At 75.0% G+C, this 13,535-nt stretch carries 12 protein-coding genes; 7 read left to right on the top strand and 5 right to left on the bottom strand.

Annotated elements, in window-relative coordinates; translation table 11 throughout:
* Positions 1-19: 19 nt before the first annotated feature.
* Positions 20-742, top strand: a complete 723-nt coding sequence (locus KDN32_RS16745; RefSeq protein ID WP_211733403.1) for a GntR family transcriptional regulator — start codon at positions 20-22, stop codon at positions 740-742.
* 4 nt (positions 743-746) lie between these two features.
* Here the strand turns inward: KDN32_RS16745 and KDN32_RS16740 are convergent, their stop codons facing one another.
* Both KDN32_RS16740 and KDN32_RS16735 read right to left on the bottom strand, forming a co-directional pair.
* Positions 747-1,328 (bottom strand): HD domain-containing protein, encoded by a 582-nt coding sequence (locus tag KDN32_RS16740; protein ID WP_307854173.1) that lies wholly within the window; start codon positions 1,326-1,328, stop codon positions 747-749.
* Positions 1,325-2,188, bottom strand: a complete 864-nt coding sequence (locus tag KDN32_RS16735) for an oxygenase MpaB family protein (protein WP_211733402.1) — start codon at positions 2,186-2,188, stop codon at positions 1,325-1,327. The genes KDN32_RS16740 and KDN32_RS16735 overlap by 4 nt, the downstream gene beginning before the upstream one ends.
* 80 nt (positions 2,189-2,268) lie before the next feature.
* On the opposite strand from KDN32_RS16735, the gene KDN32_RS16730 reads away from it, so the two are divergent.
* Positions 2,269-2,730 carry a MerR family transcriptional regulator gene (locus tag KDN32_RS16730; protein WP_211733401.1) on the top strand — a complete coding sequence of 154 codons (462 nt, stop codon included), beginning with the start codon at positions 2,269-2,271 and terminating at the stop codon, positions 2,728-2,730.
* A 72-nt stretch (positions 2,731-2,802) separates the two neighbouring features.
* On the top strand, positions 2,803-3,843 hold the full coding sequence (locus KDN32_RS16725; RefSeq protein WP_211733400.1) for an NAD(P)-dependent alcohol dehydrogenase: 1,041 nt from the start codon (positions 2,803-2,805) through the stop codon (positions 3,841-3,843).
* Positions 3,844-3,855: 12 nt separating this feature from the next.
* On the opposite strand, the gene KDN32_RS16720 is transcribed toward KDN32_RS16725, so the two are convergent.
* The 3 genes from KDN32_RS16720 to KDN32_RS16710 are packed head-to-tail and all read right to left on the bottom strand — an operon-like array spanning position 3,856 to position 8,364.
* Positions 3,856-5,502, bottom strand: coding sequence for a DNA repair helicase XPB (locus KDN32_RS16720; protein ID WP_211733399.1), 1,647 nt, complete (start codon positions 5,500-5,502; stop codon positions 3,856-3,858).
* Entirely contained in the window at positions 5,499-6,059 is a 561-nt protein-coding gene (locus tag KDN32_RS16715; RefSeq protein ID WP_211733398.1) for a CGNR zinc finger domain-containing protein, read from the bottom strand. Before KDN32_RS16715 ends, KDN32_RS16720 begins: the two co-directional genes overlap by 4 nt.
* A gap of 37 nt (positions 6,060-6,096) precedes the next feature.
* Positions 6,097-8,364 carry a helicase C-terminal domain-containing protein gene (locus tag KDN32_RS16710; protein ID WP_211733397.1) on the bottom strand — a complete coding sequence of 756 codons (2,268 nt, stop codon included), beginning with the start codon at positions 8,362-8,364 and terminating at the stop codon, positions 6,097-6,099.
* Positions 8,365-8,436: 72 nt separating this feature from the next.
* Here KDN32_RS16710 and KDN32_RS16705 point away from each other — a divergent pair, with 72 nt between their 5' ends.
* Genes KDN32_RS16705 through KDN32_RS16690 form a run of 4 tightly spaced genes read left to right on the top strand, consistent with a single transcriptional unit; the run spans position 8,437 to position 13,436 of the window.
* A complete protein-coding gene (locus tag KDN32_RS16705; RefSeq protein WP_211733396.1) occupies positions 8,437-9,252 on the top strand; it encodes a PP2C family protein-serine/threonine phosphatase in 816 nt (271 codons plus the stop codon).
* Positions 9,249-10,379, top strand: coding sequence for an FHA domain-containing protein (locus KDN32_RS16700; protein WP_211733395.1), 1,131 nt, complete (start codon positions 9,249-9,251; stop codon positions 10,377-10,379). The genes KDN32_RS16705 and KDN32_RS16700 overlap by 4 nt, the downstream gene beginning before the upstream one ends.
* An 8-nt stretch (positions 10,380-10,387) precedes the next feature.
* Positions 10,388-11,557 carry an RDD family protein gene (locus KDN32_RS23005; RefSeq protein ID WP_211733394.1) on the top strand — a complete coding sequence of 390 codons (1,170 nt, stop codon included), beginning with the start codon at positions 10,388-10,390 and terminating at the stop codon, positions 11,555-11,557.
* A gap of 34 nt (positions 11,558-11,591) precedes the next feature.
* Positions 11,592-13,436 (top strand): helix-turn-helix domain-containing protein, encoded by a 1,845-nt coding sequence (locus tag KDN32_RS16690; RefSeq protein WP_211733393.1) that lies wholly within the window; start codon positions 11,592-11,594, stop codon positions 13,434-13,436.
* Positions 13,437-13,535 lie beyond the last annotated feature (99 nt).

Genomic DNA, 13,535 nt, shown 5'->3' with positions numbered 1-13,535 from the left:
CGTACCTAGCCTGTCTGGCATGGAGCCGGTGGACCTCGTCGTACCGCGTCAGCGGGCGCTCAAGCACGTGCAGGTGCGCGAGCACGTGCGCGGTCTCATCGAGAGCCAGCCGCCCGGGTCGGCCGCCCCGTCCGAGCGCGAGCTCGTCGCCCGTTTCGGCGTCGCCCGGATGACGGTGCGCCAGGCCCTCGACGCGCTCGTCGCCGAGGGCCTGCTGGAGCGGATCCCGGGCCGCGGCACCTTCGTCGCCCAGCCGCCGAAGACCTCCGGCCGGCTGACCTCCTACACCGAGGAGATGCGCCGCCGCGGGATGCTGCCCGAGTCGCAGACCCTCCTCGCGCGGGTCGAGCAGGCAGGGCCGGGCGTGGCCCGTGCCCTCGACATCTCGCCGGGCGACCCGGTCCTGCACTGGCGTCGGCTCCGGCGCGCCGACCAGGAGGTCGTGTGCGTCGAGGACGCCTACCTCAACGAGGTGCTGCTGCCCGGCTTCCTGCAGCACGGCACCCCGACCAGCCTCTACGACGCCCTCGAGGCGCGCGGGCTGCGCCCGACCGACGTCGAGGACGCGATCAGCGCCGACCGCGCGAGCGCGGAGGAGGCGACCATCCTCGGGATCGCCGAGGGCGACCCGGTGCTGCGGCACGCGCGTCGGGCCGTCGCCGACGGGCGCATCGTGGAGGTCTCGCGCACCTGCTACCGCCACGACCGGTTCACCTTCTACCTCCAGCTCGCCGACCGCTGACGCCTCACCCGCGCAGCCCGGCCAGCTCCCGCTCGAGGTTGGTGCGCGCCCGCGCGTCCCACAGGTCGTGCGCCTGACGGGTGCGGAACAGGCGCGGCCGCGCCGCGAGGTCCTCGAGGACCTCGCGCCTGCCGGCGCGGAAGTCGGCGTCGCCCACGTGGGCGAAGTCGGCGCGCACGCCCGCGACGTAGGCGTCGTAGCGCTCCTGCGGTGCGGCGAGGATGCCGAGGTCGGCGTCGCTGAGCGCGCAGCCCTCCGCGTCGTCGTCGTCCGGGCGGTGCTCGGCCGTCATCCGCACCAGGCGGGCGGCCTCCGCCGCGAGAGGCAGGTCCAGGGCGCGCTCGGCCCATCGCGCGGAGCGCTCCTCGTCGTCCGGCGCGCCGTCGTAGACCGCGTCGTGGAACCACGCGGCGAGCGCGACCGGCACGGCCTCGAAGCGCGCGCCGGCGTGGGCGAGGTCCTCGAGCCGGTCGAGGACCTCGGTGAGGTGGACCAGGTCGTGGTAGCCCGGGCGGTCCCACGCCAACAGCAGCTCGTCGCGCAGGTCGTGCCGGTCGGGCAGCGGCCAGCGTGACGTCAGGCTCACGTCTGCTGCGCCTGGAGCTCGCGCGCGTGGGCGTGGCCGGAGGCCATCGCCCAGCGGATGGTGCGGGTGGCGGCCGCGCCCAGCACCCGGTTGGTCACCGGCGGGACCGGCGGCAGCCGCAGCTCGCGCCGGGCCTCGGCGGGCAGCAGGCCGATCGCCGCCGTCGCCAGCGAGAGGTAGCCCGGACGCGCGACGAGCGGCAGGTCGGGGTGGAGCAGCAGGAACCGGATCGCCTCCTGGGCGGCCGGCGTCCCGCGCAGCTCGGGGCCGTACGCCGTGAGCACCGTCCGCAGCTCCTCCTCGGACCGTGGCGCACCGATGACGCCGAGGTGCTCGGCGGCGACGGCGGTCTGGGCGACGTACTCGTCGCGCTCGCGGGCCACCAGCGGGCGGTGGCCGTAGCGGTCGTGGGCGAGCAGGAAGCTCTCGATCTCGGCGGCGTGGACCCAGCCGAGCAGGTGCGGGTCGCTCGCGGCATAGGGCGTCCCGTCCGGCATCGTGCCGGTCACCGACTCGTGCGCCCGCTGGACCGCTCGGATCACCTGCAGGGCGTCCTTCTCGGTGCCGAAGGTCGTCATCGCGATGTAGGTCGAGACCTGCGCGAGCCGGCCCCACATGTCGCCGCGGTAGCCGGAGTGGTCGGCGACGCCCTGCATCGCCGCCGGGTGCAGCGACTGCAACATGATCGCGCGGATGCCGCCGACGAACATCGAGGCGTCGCCGTGGACGCGGGCGATGGGGGAGTCGGGGGCGAACCAGCGGGGGCCCGGAGTGCCGTGGACACGCTCGCGGGCACGGTCGCCGTCGGGCCCGGCCACCTTGCGGAACAGCTCGGCGCCGAGGCGTTCGCGGAGGGTCACGACCTCGAGCGTAGCGAGGCGCCACAACGCGTCACGCCGGCTTTGACTTCGAGTACTCGAAGTTCCTAGCGTCGTACGACGTGACCACGCACGCCGAGCCCCGCAGCTACACGATCCGCGAGACGGCCGCCCTCACCGGGCTGCCGGCGAGCACGCTGCGCTACTACGAGCAGGTCGGGGTGATCCCCCCGATCGGCCGCGGAGCGAGCAGCGGGCACCGCGTCTACGGCGAGGCCGACCTCGACCAGCTGATGTCGGTGTCCTGCCTCGCCGCCACCGGGATGGGGCTCGACGACATGCGCCACTACATGGCCAACGCCCGGCGGGGCGCCGAGGCCGCCGCCGAGCAGCGCGAGCTGCTCGAGCAGCAGCAGCGGCACCTGACGGTCGAGGCGCAGCGGCTCGCCCTGCGGCAGCGCTACGTCGACCTCAAGATCGCCTACTGGCAGGCCGTGGAGGACGGTGACGCCGCTCGCAGCGAGGAGATCTCCGCGCAGGCGCGGGCGCTCGCCGAGGAGCTGCGCGCGGTCACCGACCACTAGCCGGACCACCGTCCGACCCCCGTCCGGGCCACCCGCCCGGACGACCCCGTAGAGAGCAAGGAGAGATCCCCCATGCGCGTGAACGCCTACGCCGCCCCGTCCGCCGGTGCGCCGCTCGAGCCGATCACCATCGAGCGCCGCGAGGTCGGCGCGAACGACGTGCTGATCGACATCGAGTTCGCCGGCATCTGCCACTCCGACATCCACACCGTCAACGGCGACTGGGGCCCGCAGCCCTTCCCCGTCGTGCCCGGCCACGAGATCGTGGGCACCGTCGCCGAGGTCGGCTCCGACGTCACCCGCCACCGGGTGGGCGACCGCGTCGGCGTCGGCTGCATGGTGGGCTCGTGCGGCGAGTGCGACAACTGCCGCGCCGGCGACGAGCAGTACTGCCGCCAGGGCATGGTCGGCACCTACGCCGCCACCGACCGCGACGGCACCACCACCCAGGGCGGCTACTCGCAGAAGGTCGTCGTCGACGCCGACTACGTCCTCTCCGTCCCCGAGGGCCTCGACCCCGCGGCTGCCACCCCGCTGCTGTGCGCCGGCATCACGACGTACTCCCCGCTCAAGCACTGGAACGCCGGCCCCGGCACGAAGGTCGCCGTCGTCGGCCTCGGCGGCCTCGGCCACATGGCGGTCAAGATCGCCCACGCGATGGGCGCGGAGGTCACCGTGCTGTCGCAGTCGCTGAAGAAGCAGGAGGACGGCCTGCGCCTCGGCGCCGACCACTACCACGCGACCTCCGACGAGGGGACCTTCGAGACCCTCGCGAGCTCCTTCGACCTGATCATCAACACGGTCAGCGCGAAGATCGACGTCAGCGCCTACCTCGGCCTGCTCGCCGTCAACGGCGCGATGGTCAACGTCGGCGCTCCCGCCGAGCCGCTCGACGTCAACGTCTTCTCGCTGCTCAGCAACCGGCGCACGTTCGCCGGCTCCATGATCGGCGGCATCGCCGAGACCCAGGAGATGCTCGACTTCTGCGCCGAGCACGGCATCGTCAGCGAGATCGAGCTGATCCGCGCCGAGCAGGTCAACGAGGCCTACGAGCGGGTGCTCGCCTCCGACGTGCGCTACCGCTTCGTGATCGACAGCAGCACCCTCGCCTGATCCGGTCCGTCGTCACGCCGGGGACTGCAGGTCCCCGGCGTCGACGATCCGGTAGGCGTAGCCCTGCTCGGCGAGGAAGCGCTGGCGGTTCTGCGCGAAGTCGGCGTCGACGGTGTCACGCGAGACGATCGTGTAGAAGTGGGCGCTGCGGCCCTCGGTCTTCGGGCGCAGCAGCCGGCCCAGCCGCTGGGCCTCCTCCTGGCGCGACCCGAAGGACCCGCTGACCTGGATGGCCACCTCGGCCGAGGGCAGGTCGATCGAGAAGTTGGCCACCTTGCTGACGACGAGCAGCCCGATCTCGCCGGAGCGGAACGCGTCGAAGAGCCGCTGGCGCTCCTTGACCGTCGTCTCGCCCTTGATCACCGGTGCGTCGAGCATCGCGCCGATCTCGTCGAGCTGGTCGATGTACTGCCCGATCACCAGCGTCGGCTGGCCGGCGTGCTGCTGGACCAGGTCGCGCACCACGTCGATCTTGGCGTGCGTGCACGACGCGAGCCGGTAGCGGGTGTCGGGATCGCTGGTGGCGTAGGCCAGCCGCTCGCCCTCGGGCAGCGTCACCCGGACCTCCACGCAGTCGGCGGGCGCGATGTAGCCCTGCGCCTCGATGTCCTTCCACGGTGCGTCGTAGCGCTTCGGCCCGATCAGCGAGAACACCTCGCCCTCGCGGCCGTCCTCGCGCACCAGGGTCGCGGTGAGGCCGAGCCGGCGGCGCGCCTGCAGGTCGGCGGTCATTCGGAAGATCGGGGCCGGCAGCAGGTGCACCTCGTCGTAGACGATGAGGCCCCAGTCGCGGGCGTCGAGCAGCTCGAGGTGCGGGTAGACGCCCTTCCGCTTCAGCGTCAGCACCTGGTAGGTCGCGATGGTGACCGGCCGGATCTCCTTGACGGCCCCGGAGTACTCGCCGATCTCGTCGGGCGTGAGGGACGTGCGCCGGACCAGCTCGTCCTTCCACTGCCGGGCGCTGACCGTGTTGGTCACCAGGATCAGCGTGGTCGCGCGGGCGTGCGCCATCGACGCGGCGCCGACGATCGTCTTGCCCGCGCCGCACGGCAGCACCACGACGCCCGACCCGCCGTCGAAGAAGGACTGGGCGGCGTCGCGCTGGTAGGGGCGGAGGGCCCAGCCGTCCTCGGCGAGGTCGATCGCGTGCGCCTCGCCGTCGACGTAGCCGGCGAAGTCCTCGGCCGGCCAGCCGAGCTTGAGCAGCGCCTGCTTGAGGTTGCCGCGCTCGCTGGGGTGCACCGCGACGGTGTCGTCGTCGAGGCGGGCGCCGACCATGCCGGCGACCTTCTTGGCGCGCAGCACCTCCTCGAGCACCGGGCGGTCTACCGACGACAGGACCAGGCCGTGGACGGGGTGCTTCTCCAGGCGCAGCCGGCCGTAGCGGCCCATGGTCTCGGCGACGTCGACCAGCAGCGCGTGCGGGACGGCGTACCGGCTCCACGTCAGCAGCGCGTCGACGACCTGCTCGGCGTCGTGCCCGGCGGCGCGGGCGTTCCAGAGGCCGAGCGGGGTCAGGCGGTAGGTGTGGATGTGCTCCGGGGAGCGCTCGAGCTCGGCGAAGGGCGCGATCGCCTTGCGAGCCTCGGCGGCCGACGGGTGGTCGACCTCGAGCAGGAGCGTCTTGTCGGACTGGACGATCAGGGGGCCGTCGTTCACTGCGCCGCCGCCGCGGGGGTGTCGTCCTCGGGCTGCTCGCGCACGGCCTTCTGCCGCGCCCGGAACGCCGCCACGTTGGCGCGCGAGGAGCAGCGGTCGGAGCAGTAGCGGCGCGACTGGTTGGGCGAGGTGTCGACGAAGACGTGGTCGCACCGCGGCTCCGAGCAGGTGCCGAGCCGGGTCGCGCCGAGGTCGCACACCAGCGTGGCGAGCCCCATCAGCGCCTCGCCGATGAGCAGCTCGGCGACCGAGGCGGCGCGGTTGGCGACGTGCATGTGGAGGTTGGCCGGGTCGTGGTCGGAGATCATCGGCGTCACCGGGTGCCGGGCCAGCAGGTCGTTGAGCTGGCTCACGACCCGTCGTACGTCGTCGGCCTGGGAGGCCTCGAACACCGGCCGGAGCTCGGCCCGGAACGACTCCAGCGCGGCCACGTCGGTCGCCACGACCGAGCGGTGCAGCCACGAGCGGTCCGCGAGGTGCTCACGCAGGGCGGCCTCGTCGGCCAGCTCGGCGTTGACGAGCGCGGCGGAGCGCTCGGCGTAGCGGAGGAAGTCCATCTGACCATTCTACGAACCGGGTCCGCACCGGCTCGGCTCACGCCCGGCGCACGCCGGTGATGCGGTGGACCGCGAACTCGCGCAGGTCGTCGGAGCGGTGGTCGAAGGCGGAGAGCCGACCACCGTCGAGGCGCCGCGGCTCGACGACCCGCTCGCCCGTGGCGCCGTGGTTGTCGACGTAGCCGATCACCACGGTCGTCCCCGACTCGATCGCCTCCCGCAGCGCGGCGAGCGCTCCCGACGGTGTGGTCGTGGCGGCGGTGGGAGGTCGCGACGACTCGGCGCGGTCGCCCGCCCGGATCGCCGTCGCCACGGCCTGCACCTGGGCGACCTGACGGGCCTCGACCGCACCGGCGGGCCGGCGGCCGCGCCGCGAGCGGGCCCGCTGGAGGTCGGGACGGCTGACCCGGACCGTCCCGTCGGCGGCCTCCACCACCGGCGCCGCACCCAGCTCGCGCAGGCGCGGCAGCAGCACGTCGAGGGGCGACGTCGCGATGGCGACGGTGGGGGCGAGCAGGCGCAGCCCGAGCGTGCGGGCCCGCGGGTCGTGCACCAGGGCGGCGAGCGCCGCCTCGTCGTCGGCGCGCAGGAACGCCTCGGCGTGGCCGACACGGACGCTGCCGAAGGTCCGCGACACGTCGTCGACGAGGAAGTCGAGCGGCTGGGGCACCGGCGTCCGGGAGACCGAGCCGAGGAACTCCCGCACCTCGGCGGCCGACCAGCCGGCGTCGAAGGCACGCCGCAGCGAGCCGGCGCTGAAGCGGTAGACGGTCGCACCGCCGCGCGACTCGACGTCGGCGAGGAGGTGCAGCCGGCGGGCGACCTCGGTCTCCAGTGGGCCGGGCGCGACGGCGGTCAGGTCGGCCTGGAGGAGCACGTGGTCGACGGGCTGGGGGAGGTGGTCGTCGATCGCCGCCGCGGCGCCGGGGAGGTCGCCCGCCGCGACCAGCCGTCCGCTCGGCGGCAGGCCGCCCGCGCCTCCGACGCCGAGCACCGCCGCCTCGGCCAGGGCGGCCGCGACCAGGTCGGTGAAGGCCGTCGGCCGGCGCGGACGCAGCCACTCCACCCGCCGCACCAGCGACGCCGTCCCGGTCCCTGCAGCGAGCACCTCGCCGTCGGCCGTCTCGGCCCACACCCGCAGCGCGAGCCGCCGGGCCTCCTCGGCGAGGCCGCTGGAGAGCTCGGGGGACAGCGCGTTCCACGTCTTCCCGGCGGCGTCGCGGCTGCCGACGAGCGACGGCACCCGGCTGCTCGAGAGCCAGCCGCCCACGAGCCGCGCCCAGCGCTCGGACATCGGCTTGCCGGACCACACGTCGTACTCGTCGGTCGGGAGCCAGGCCGGCGAGCCGTCGGGCTGGGTGCCCTCCGCGACGAGGCCGGACGCCAGCGCCACCTCGACGAGCAGCGCGGCCTCGCCCTCGTCGACGTGCAGGTCGCGCGCCACCTCCTTGAGGTCGCGCACTGCGAGCCCGCCGCTGCGCAGCACGCCCGGCGGGTGCACCCCCCACTGGTCGAGCAGCAGCTCGACGCGTCGTACGACGTCGAACGCCGCGCCCGCGGCGGTCCGCGCCACCAGGTCGGGGTCGCGGCTCGACGTGGCCAGCCCGGGCACGTCGTCGACCGGCTCGGTCGTCGTGCGGCCGCCGCGCAGCGCCAGGCCGACCTCGCCGGGCAGGACGACCGTCGAGCCCTCGCGCGGCACCAGCAGCCGGCGGGCGAGGAGCTCCTCGGCGGGGGACGACGCGTCGGCCGGGGTGACGGTCCGGCGGGCGGCACCGGTCGTCCCCTCGCCGCCGTGGGCGTCGACGTGGCGCAGCAGCGCCTGGGCGGCCGGGCTCAGCTCGTCGACGAGGGTGGCGACGACCTCCGGGGACGCGGGCTCCGGGCTGCTCGGGCGCAGGCCGCTGAGGGGTCCGGGGGCGCCCCGCATCGCGTCCGCGACGCCGGTCAGCGCGCGTACGCCCCCGGGCGCCTCCCAGGCGAGCGCGAGGTCGAGCAGGTGCTGCAGCGCGGCGGCGGTCCGGTCGGGGTCGGCGTGCACGACCTCGACAAGTCGCTCCGGGGTGGTTTGACCCACGACGACGAGGGCATCAAGCACGGAGAGCTCGAGGCGGTCGAGTCCGTCGAGGGCGCGATGAATCGACGAGCGCGTGGCGGCCCGCGAGGCCAGCTGCGCCGAATCCTGAGGGGCGGGAGTGGCGAGATCCGGACGGGCCCCGAGCAGGGCGACGAGACGCTCGTCCGGCCAGCCGCGGAGCTGGTCGGCGAGGGTGCGTGCGGGTGTCGCCCGTCGTTGGCTGGACATCCCTCTTACGCTACTCGCCTGGTCGGCACCCCCGCCGACCAACTGGGCACGGGGCAGCGAAGAGGGCCGGGCATGAAGAACGTCGACCTGCACCACGGGGCGTCGAGCGACGTCGGACTGGTGCGCACGGTCAACGAGGACTCCTACCTGGTCGCCCCGCCCGTCTTCGTCGTTGCCGACGGCATGGGCGGTCACTCCGGTGGCGACGTCGCCAGCCAGATGGTGGTGGAGGAGTTCCAGCGGCTCGCGGGTGACTACGACCCGGCGCGCGGCGCCGAGCAGGTGGCCGACACGTTCGCCCGCGCGCAGGCGCGCATCGTCGACTTCGGCGACGCCCACCGGGCCCATTCGCCGGGGTGGCACGCCGGCACGACGGCCGTCGTCGCGGTGCTGGTCGACGACCATGGCGTCACCAAGTGGCTGCTGGCCAACCTCGGCGACTCGCGGATCTACCGCATCACCGAGGGACGCCTCGAGCAGGTCAGCGTCGACCACTCGGTCGTGCAGGAGCTGATCGACGCCGGCGAGATCACCGTCGAGGAGGCCGCGGTCCACCCCGAGCGCCACGTCATCACCCGGGCGCTCGGCAGCCCGGAGGGCATCCAGCCCGACTTCTTCCTGCTCCCGCTCGGCTCGGTCGAGCGCCTCCTGCTGTGCAGCGACGGCGTCACCGGGATGATCGAGGACAAGGAGATCGAGGAGATCCTCGAGAGCGTCCCCGACCCGCGCGACGCGGCCGACCGGCTGGTCCGGGCGGCCGTGGCCGCCGGGGGTCGCGACAACGCCACGGCGATCGTCGTCGATGTGGTGGGATTGGTGAAGGACGCCACCTACGACTCGCAGCGCCAGCTGCAGAGTCTCGAATCCAAGCTGGGGGGACGACAGTGAGCGCAGAGGCCAGCGCAGCGGCCAGGTTCGCGACGGGGGACTGGTACGCCGTGGTCGGCGAGCAGGTCGCCGTCCTGCTGCCGAGCAGCCAGCGCGGCCGGGTGGCCGCGCTCTGGGAGCTCGCCGACGGTGGCGCCGACGCCGTCGCGCTCCTCGACGCGCTGCTCGCCGGCGGTCTCTCCTCCCTCGACCACTTCGCGCTCGTCGCCCACGGCGGCCAGGCCACGCGGGTCATCCTGCGCGGCGCCCCGACCGCCAGCGTGGCGTCGGCCGCCGGCCGGGCGGAGCTCCGGGCCGAGCCCGGCACCACCTGGCACGAGCAGGTCCTCACCGGCGAGGTGTCGGTGCACGTCGCGCTGGCCGGCGAGGGACCCGTCGAGCACACCCTGACGCCCGGCATCGCCCGGGTGTCGGCCGTCGAGCTCGGTCCGGCGTCCGCGGACGTGGACGACGTACGCCCCGAAGCGGCGGCCGAGCCGACGCCCGAGCCCGCCGCCGCGCCTGTTCCCGTTCCCGAGCCCGCCGCCGCGCCCGTTCCCGAGCCGGAGCCTGCCCCGGAGCCCGCCCCCGAGCCCGCGCCGGAGCCCGCGCCGGAGCCCGTCGCGCAGCCGATGTCCTTCGGCCAGCCCGAGGAGGACCCGACCCCCACCGGCGAGACCCCGGCCGTCGCCGACGACTGGGACCGCGACGGCCAGACGGTGGCCGGAGCGCCGACGCCCGACTTCGCGCGCCCCCCGATCCCCGGCCAGGAGATCGGGCCCGACGTCGTGTCCGCACCGGTCGCCTCGCTGGTCTTCTCGACCGGTGACGTCGTCGCGGTCGACCGGACCGTGCTGGTCGGCCGTGCGCCCGAGGCCCGCCGGTTCGCCTCCCACGACCAGCCCCACGTCGTGACCGTCGCGAGCCCGCACCAGGAGATCTCCTCCACCCACCTCGAGATCCGCCCCGGCGCCGGTGCCGACCACGGCTCCGCGATCGCGACCGACCTCGGCTCCACCAACGGCACCGTGCTCGCCCAGCCGGGCCTCGAGCCCGAGGAGCTGACCGCCGGGATCGCCGTCAGCCTGATCCCCGGCGCCGTCCTCGACCTGGGCGACGGCGTCACCATCCAGGTGACCAACCCCTGAGCGCCACCGTGACCCAGCACCAGCAGCAGCACCAGCCACCGCGCCCCGAGCCCACCGTCACCTACCCGGTCGCCGCGCTCGAGCGCCGCTTCACGGCGTTCGCCCTCGACCGCATCCTCGCGTGGGGGCTCCTGGTCGTCGTCGGCGTCGTCACCGTGATGGTCGTGGACGACGACCCGTGGGTCGTCGCCGGTGTCGTCGCGGGGGCCACCGTCCTGCTCTGGCTGGTCCTCGCGGTCGTGCTGGGCGTGGGCGGCACCTCGCCGGGCAAGGCGATGGCCGGCCTGCGGGTGGTCCACCACGGCACCGGCACCCCGATCGGCGTGGGGCCGGCCCTGGTCCGCTCGCTGGTCCTGGGCGCGGCGGGCCTGCCGACGTTCGGCCTCGGGGTGGCCACCCTGGCGTGGACGGCCGTGGAGGACAGGGGTCGGCAGCGCCGCGGGTGGCACGACCACCTGACCCACACCGTCGTGGTCGACGTGCGACCCGTCGTGGAGGCCGCCGCCGACGCGGTCGACGACGCGCCGCGCCACATCGTCAACCTCACCGCCATGCGCCTGATCCCCGCCCCGCCCGTCGAGGCGGTGCGCACCCCCGAGCGCTCCGAGCACTCGATGCGTCGCCAGCCGCTCCCGCCGGAGGTCACCGCGCCACCCGCGCCGGCGGCCGTCCCCGTCGCCCCGGGGCCGCCGGTCCAGCCGCCGGTCCAGCCGCCCGCCCAGCCGCCGATGCGGCAACCGGTCCAGCAGCCCGTCCAGCAGGCGCCCGCACCGCCGTCGGCCGCGGTCACCCAGCAGCGCCAGCCGATGGCGCCGCGCCACGCCGCCCCGCCGCCCGGGCATCCGGCCCGGTGGCGGGTCCACTTCGACAACGGCGAGAGCTTCGTGATCGCCGGGCTCGCGCTGGTCGGGCGCCGTCCGGAGGCCCGTACCGGCGAGCAGGTCGCCCACCTGGTGCCGCTCGCGTCGGCCGACATGTCGGTGTCGAAGACCCACGCCCAGTTCGGCCCGGCACCCGACGGCACGATCGTGGTGATGGACCGCGGGTCGACCAACGGGACGGTCCTGGTGCGCCAGGGCGTCTCGCGCCAGCTCGCGCCGGGCAAGCCCGCGACGCTCCTCGAGGGCGACACCGTCGTCTACGGCGACCGCGAGATGACGATCTCCCGCGAGGCCTGACCGGCGCGTGCGGTCCGGCGGCGCGGGCGGCAGGATGGGCCGCGTGCCGACCTTCCTCGACCTGCTCTACGACGAGGCGCCGCTGAGCGACTTCGACGCGCACCTCGCCCGGGTCGAGCGGGGACTCGGCGGCGACGCCGCGGCGGAGGTGCGTGCGGAGTACGACGTCGCGCTGCGGCTGCGGGACCTGATCGCGCGGATGCGGTCGCGGGAGGCCGAGCTGTCCGCGCTCTACGAGACCGCGTCCGACCTCACCGCCATCCGCGACGTCGACACCATCCTGGCCGCGATCGTGCGCCGGGCGCGCCAGCTCCTGCACTGCGACATGACCTACCTCTCGCTCAACGACGAGGGCGACGGCGCGTCCTACATGAAGGTCACCGACGGTGCCCTCACCCAGGAGTTCCGGACGCTGCGCCTGCCGCTCGGCACCGGGCTGCTCGGCCTGGTCGCCCAGACCGGTGCGGCGTACTTCACCGAGGACTACGCCCGCGACGAGCGGTTCCTCCACCAGGGCTACATCGACGACGCGGTGGCCGGCGAGCAGATCCGCGCGATCCTCGGGGTGCCGCTGGTGCTCGACGGCGTCGTGATCGGTGCGTTGCTGGCGGTGCACCGGTCGGTCCGCCGGTTCCCGCAGTCCGAGGTCAGCCTGCTGACGTCGTTCGCCGCGCACGCGGTGGTGGCGCTCGAGAACGCCCGGCTCTTCGCCGAGCTCGACGAGGCCAACCGCTCCCTGACCCGGCACACCGAGGCCGTCGACGCCGCCGCGCTGGCCCACGACCGGCTCACCGACCTGCTGGTCGGCGGGGGAGGCGTCGCGGAGGTCGCCGACGTGCTGTCCGGCGTGCTGGGCGGTGCGGTGTCGATCTGGACCCCGTCGGGGGAGCTGCAGGCGGGCGAGGACGGCGGGGTCGACTGGGCGGGGGCGGTTCCCACCGCCCTGGCGTCGGGCCGCAGCGTGGTCGTCGGGTCGGGGCTGGTGGCCGCCGCCCAGGCCGGCAGCGAGCACGTCGCGACGCTCGTCCTGCGGCGCGACGAGCCGCTCGACCTCGCTGGCCGGCGCACCCTCGAGCGCGGGGCGCTGGTCACGGCGCTGGTGCTGCTGTTCGCCCGATCGGTGTCCGACGCCGAGGAGCGCCTCGGCGGCCAGCTGCTGGTCGACCTGCTCGAGGGCGACGCCGCCGACCGGAGCCGGCTGCGCGACCGGGTGCGGCGCCACGGCGCCAGCGTCGACGGTCCGGTCGTCGTGGCGGCGGCCGCGGTCGACGGGGTCGACCGGCACCGCGCCAGCCGGGCGGTGCTCGGCCTCGCCCGGCGGCTGTCGGGCCTGGCCGGCGAGCACCGCGGCGCGGTCGTCCTGGTCGTGCCGGGCGACGACCCGCAGCGCGTCGGAGCCGAGCTCCAGTCGGTCGTCGCGGCGAGCGGCGGCTCCGCGACCGTCGGCGTCGCGACCACCACCGACGCACTGCAGGACGACCGCCTGGCCCGTGCGCACGGCGAGGCGCTGCGCTGCCTGGACACCCTCGTCCGCCTCGGTCGCCGCGGCGAGGTCAGCGACCCGGCCGGGCTGGGCGTGGCCCGCCTGCTCCTCGGCGACAACGACCCCGAGCACGTCGCGTCGTTCATCGACGCCGCCGTCGGGCCGGTCCGCGACTGGGACGAGCGCCGCGGCACCGCCCTGCTCGCCACCCTCGAGGCGTGGTTCGCCGCGGGCGGCCGGCTCAAGGAGACCGCCGCGGCGCTGCACCTGCACCCCAACACCGTCACGCAGCGCCTCGAGCGGGTGGGGGAGCTGCTCGGGCCGGGCTGGCGCGAGCCCGCCCGGGCGCTCGACGTCCAGCTCGCGCTGCGGCTGGCCCGACTCCAGCGCCCCTGACGCCACCGCACTGACCCCACCGCCCTGACACCCCACCGCCCTGACACCCCACCGCCCCTGACACCCCGCCCCCCGGCCCGCCCGGGGGTAGTCCAGTGC

Source organism: Nocardioides palaemonis, assembly GCF_018275325.1.
GTDB classification, from domain to species: domain Bacteria; phylum Actinomycetota; class Actinomycetes; order Propionibacteriales; family Nocardioidaceae; genus Nocardioides; species Nocardioides palaemonis.
Note: the sequence above shows the minus strand (reverse complement) of the source record. Positions and strands in the feature narration are given on the sequence as shown.